Raw genomic sequence first — 4,258 nt, 5'->3', positions numbered from 1 at the left:
CCATAAGATTAAAGAATATTGATATAAATAAAAGTTATAATAAACTAAAAAATAAATGTATTTTACAGAAAGCACATATTTGTATATAATAACTTCATAAAAGAATAACAAATAAGGGAGTTGATAATATGTGTACAATAAATGCACCTCATAGACACGATACGGTAGGAAGTTTTTTGAGAACGGAGAAACTGAAAAAAGCTAGAAATGATTTTGAAAAGGGAAAAATTGACAAAAAAGAATTGGAAAAAGTTGAGGATGAAGAAATTAGAAAAATTGTGGATAAACAAATTGAATTAGGATATACAAGTGTTACAGATGGGGAGTTTAGACGAAGTTATTGGCATTTGGACTTTTTCTGGGGATTTAATGGGATTGGGCATGTGCATGCTGATAAGGGGTATGAATTTAATGGTGTTGTTACTCGTGATGATACTGCGATTGTTACTGGAAAGATTAGTGGGGAAAATCATCCATTTGTGAAACATTATACATTTTTGCGAGATTTAGTAAAAGATAAAAAAGGTGTGGAAGCTAGATTTACAATACCTGCTCCAGCACAATTTTATGCAGAATTAGTAAGGGAAGATAAGCATGTGGCGGCACTTCTTGAAGTTTATCCTGATTTTATAGGATTGGAAGACGACATTGTCAATGCCTACAAAACTGTTATAAATGACTTGTATAACGAAGGACTTAGAACTTTGCAAATTGATGACTGTACTTGGGGTTGTCTTGTAGACGATGACTTTATTGCTTCATTTATTGAAAAAAGTGATAGGGATAAAGAAATTATCAGACAAGAATTTGCAGAAAAATTTCTAAATATAAACAACAGGGTATTTCAAAATAATCCAGAAGATTTGATAATTAATACGCATGTTTGTCGTGGAAATTATGCTTCTACCTGGTTTGGGAAAGGCGGATACGATAAAATTGCAGATGAGCTTTTTGGGAAAGAAAATGTAAATGCCTATTATTTGGAATTTGACACAGAAAGAGCAGGTACTTTTGAATCGCTTGCAAAAGTTTCTGGAGGTAAAAAAGTTGTTTTAGGATTAATAACTTCTAAAAATCCAACATTAGAGGAAAAAGAAAGTGTAATTGCACGTATAAAAGAGGCTTCAAAATATGTGCCACTCGACAGGCTTTATTTGAGTCCACAGTGTGGATTTGCTTCAACAGAGGAAGGAAATAGGCTTACAGAAGAAGAGCAATGGGCAAAACTTAGATTTATTAAGGAAATTGCAGATGAAGTATGGGGAGAAAATTAATAATAATTTGATTTATATTTGTAAAAGTGTGTTGTTTATCACACTTTTTTTTATGAAAATATGTTAAAATAGGTTTGAGAATCAAAATATAATTGGATTTTTTCTACGTCAAATTAACAAAATTAAATATTTCTAAGATTGAGAAAAACATCTATAATTTAAAAATTTGATATAAAATGTTAATAGTATATATTATTTAGACAATAAAATCATATAAAATTTGGTTTTAAAATTTTATCAAAGAAGTTTTATTTGGCTGAAAAAAGATTATAAAAAATAGAAGGTGGTTATTATGGCACAGGATATGAAGAATTATCTGAAATTAGATCTTGAGAAAATTGAGAAAATGACTCAAATAAAAAAAGATTACATTGAAGGAAAAACTGACTTTGAGACTACTAAAAAATTAATAAAAGAGAATTTTGACAAGATGACAGCAAGCGAATTTGCTTATTCAGAGCAAAAAATTAAAGAACTTGGATTTGATGATAATACGGTTCATGATAAGATGAATGATGTTTTAGGGCTTTTTGAGGATATTATTGTGAAGGATGAATTTGACTTGCCTGAGGGACATCCGATAAATACGTATATTTTGGAAAATGAAGCGGCTAGAAAGCTGATTGCGGAAATGAAAGAAGAGTTTGGGAAAAAGTTTATAAAGAACAGATGGCTTGAACTTTATGAAAAATTATCTCAATTTAACCCTACCCATCTTGCAAGAAAACAGCATCAATTATTTTCAATATTAGAAAAAAAAGGGTTTGACCGTCCATCAAGAATAATGTGGAGCTTTGATAATAACGTTAGAGATAGCATAAGTGAAGCGTATAAATTACTTGAAAATGATAAAATTGAAGAATTTTTGGAAAAACAGGAAAATGTATGGGAATTGACACTTGATATCATGCATAAGGAAGAAGAAGTGCTTTTTCCAACTTCGATGAAAATGATTAGTGAAGAAGAATTTAAGCAAATGCGTGCTGGAGATGATGAAATTGGATATTTCCTGATTGATAAACCAACTGGATTTTATCCTGAAAACATAGAAAAACAAGATGATAATAGCAATCAGCCAGTAAAAGAGGAAACTGTAAAATCAGAAACTGGTGTTCAGAATAATCAAAATGCTGGAAACTTTATGAATGACCTTGCAAGTCTTATGGCAAAATATAATATGGGAAGCGAAAATAAAGAAAATGAAGTTTTTGATGTGAAGCAAGGGAAATTAACGCTTGAACAGATTAATCTTATTTTTCAGCATATGCCTGTAGACTTGTCTTTTGTGGATGAAAATGAAATTGTGAAATTCTATACAGATACCAAACATAGAGTTTTCCCAAGAAGTGCAGGAGTTATAGGGCGTGATGTTAAAAACTGCCATCCAAGAGAAAGCGTCAGTTCAGTATTGGAAATAATAGACGCTTTTAGAAAAGGGGAGCAGGACGAGATTGACTTTTGGCTAGAAATGCGTGGAAAATTCATTTATATCTATTATGTGGCAGTAAGAGATGAAAATGGAGTGTTTAAAGGTGTTCTGGAAATGATGCAGGATGTTACTAGAATTAGAAGTCTTACAGGGGAAAGAAGACTTGTAACATGGGAAAATAAAGGCAAAAATGAGAAAAAAGAAGAAACAGGAGAAGTATTTACAAGCAAGTATAATTTGACTGGAAAAACTGTAATAGGAGATATTGTTAAAAAATATCCTTATATTAGAGAATATATGCCATTAATTTCTCCAGAATACAAAAAACTTTTAGATCCTATTCAGTATATGATGATGTCTAAAATAGCGACTCTTCAAATGATTGCAATGCGAGGGGAATTGGAACTTGATTATTTGATTATGATGATTGAGGCTAAAATTGATGAAGAAGAAAATAAAAATAAATAAGTTTTGAAAACTATGAAATATAAAAAAAGAAAAGTATCTTTTTGATAAAAATCAATTAGATGCTTTTTTTGTGAACGAAAAAATTGTAAGTAATTATTGAATAATAATTAAATTAATTTTGAATAAGTTCAAATAAATTTTTGAATAATTGAAAAGAATAGATTCTTGATGTTGAAAAAAGTAATAAAATTGATGGTACGAGCAACGGGAGTCGAACCCGTACGGCTACTGCCACTACCCTCTGAAAATAGCATGTCTACCAATTCCATCACGCTCGCTAAATAAAATTGGATGTCTAAAATTAAATAATGGTGCGAATGATGGGACTTGAACCCATACGGCTAAGAGCCACTACCCCCTCAAGATAGCGTGTCTACCAATTCCACCACACTCGCATTTTTAATAAATTATACCTGGAAAATTTGAAATTGTCAATTAACAAGGTAATAAAAATTTTAAAAAATAAGAGTAAAAAGTTAAAAATTATGTTACAATACCTGTATAAAAAAATAAATTTTTAACAAAGAACTTTTAGAGGAGAAAAGTATGGAGCAAACTGAAACATTGATAAAAATTAATAATCTTGTTACGAGTTTTCGGATAAAAGATGAATATTTTCCCGCTGTGGATAATATTTCGCTGGAACTTAGAAGAAATGAGATACTCGCAATAGTGGGGGAGTCGGGATGTGGAAAAAGTACGCTTGCAACTTCTATTATTGGACTGCATAATCCGATTAACACAAAATTGACAGGGGAAATCAATTTTGAAGGGAAAAATTTGGTAAAAATTGATGAAGAACAATACAATAAAATTAGAGGAAATAAAATTGGGATGATATTTCAGGATCCTCTATCAGCTTTAAATCCACTTATGAGAATAGGAGAACAAATTGAGGAGGGAATGATTTATCATACAAAATTGTCCAAAACCGAAAGAGAAGCCAGAATGCTGGAATTACTAGAGAATGTAGGAATAAAAAATCCAAAACGTGTAGCAAGGCAATTTCCACACGAATTATCGGGAGGAATGCGTCAAAGAGTTATGATTGCAATAGCACTTTCCTGCAAGCCTGAAATTATCATAG

General features: G+C 31.0%; 3 protein-coding genes and 2 tRNA genes. 3 read left to right on the top strand and 2 right to left on the bottom strand.

Annotated elements, in window-relative coordinates; all coding sequences use genetic code 11:
- The first annotated feature begins 128 nt into the window (after positions 1–128).
- Entirely contained in the window at positions 129–1,274 is a 1,146-nt protein-coding gene (locus Q0370_RS08650; protein WP_299574682.1) for a 5-methyltetrahydropteroyltriglutamate--homocysteine S-methyltransferase, read from the top strand.
- Positions 1,275–1,566: 292 nt separating this feature from the next.
- Entirely contained in the window at positions 1,567–3,171 is a 1,605-nt protein-coding gene (locus Q0370_RS08645; RefSeq protein WP_299574679.1) for a PAS domain-containing protein, read from the top strand.
- 193 nt (positions 3,172–3,364) lie between these two features.
- On the opposite strand, the gene Q0370_RS08640 is transcribed toward Q0370_RS08645, so the two are convergent.
- A tRNA-Leu gene (locus Q0370_RS08640) sits at positions 3,365–3,449 on the bottom strand.
- Positions 3,450–3,480: 31 nt separating this feature from the next.
- Positions 3,481–3,566: transfer RNA gene (locus Q0370_RS08635), tRNA-Leu, on the bottom strand.
- Positions 3,567–3,717: 151 nt separating this feature from the next.
- On the opposite strand from Q0370_RS08635, the gene Q0370_RS08630 reads away from it, so the two are divergent.
- Positions 3,718–4,258: ABC transporter ATP-binding protein (locus Q0370_RS08630; RefSeq protein ID WP_299574676.1), on the top strand; the 541-nt coding region annotated here is incomplete at its 3' end.

The organism is uncultured Leptotrichia sp., from assembly GCF_938036635.1.
GTDB classification, from domain to species: Bacteria; Fusobacteriota; Fusobacteriia; order Fusobacteriales; family Leptotrichiaceae; genus Leptotrichia; species Leptotrichia hongkongensis.
Note: the sequence above shows the minus strand (reverse complement) of the source record. Positions and strands in the feature narration are given on the sequence as shown.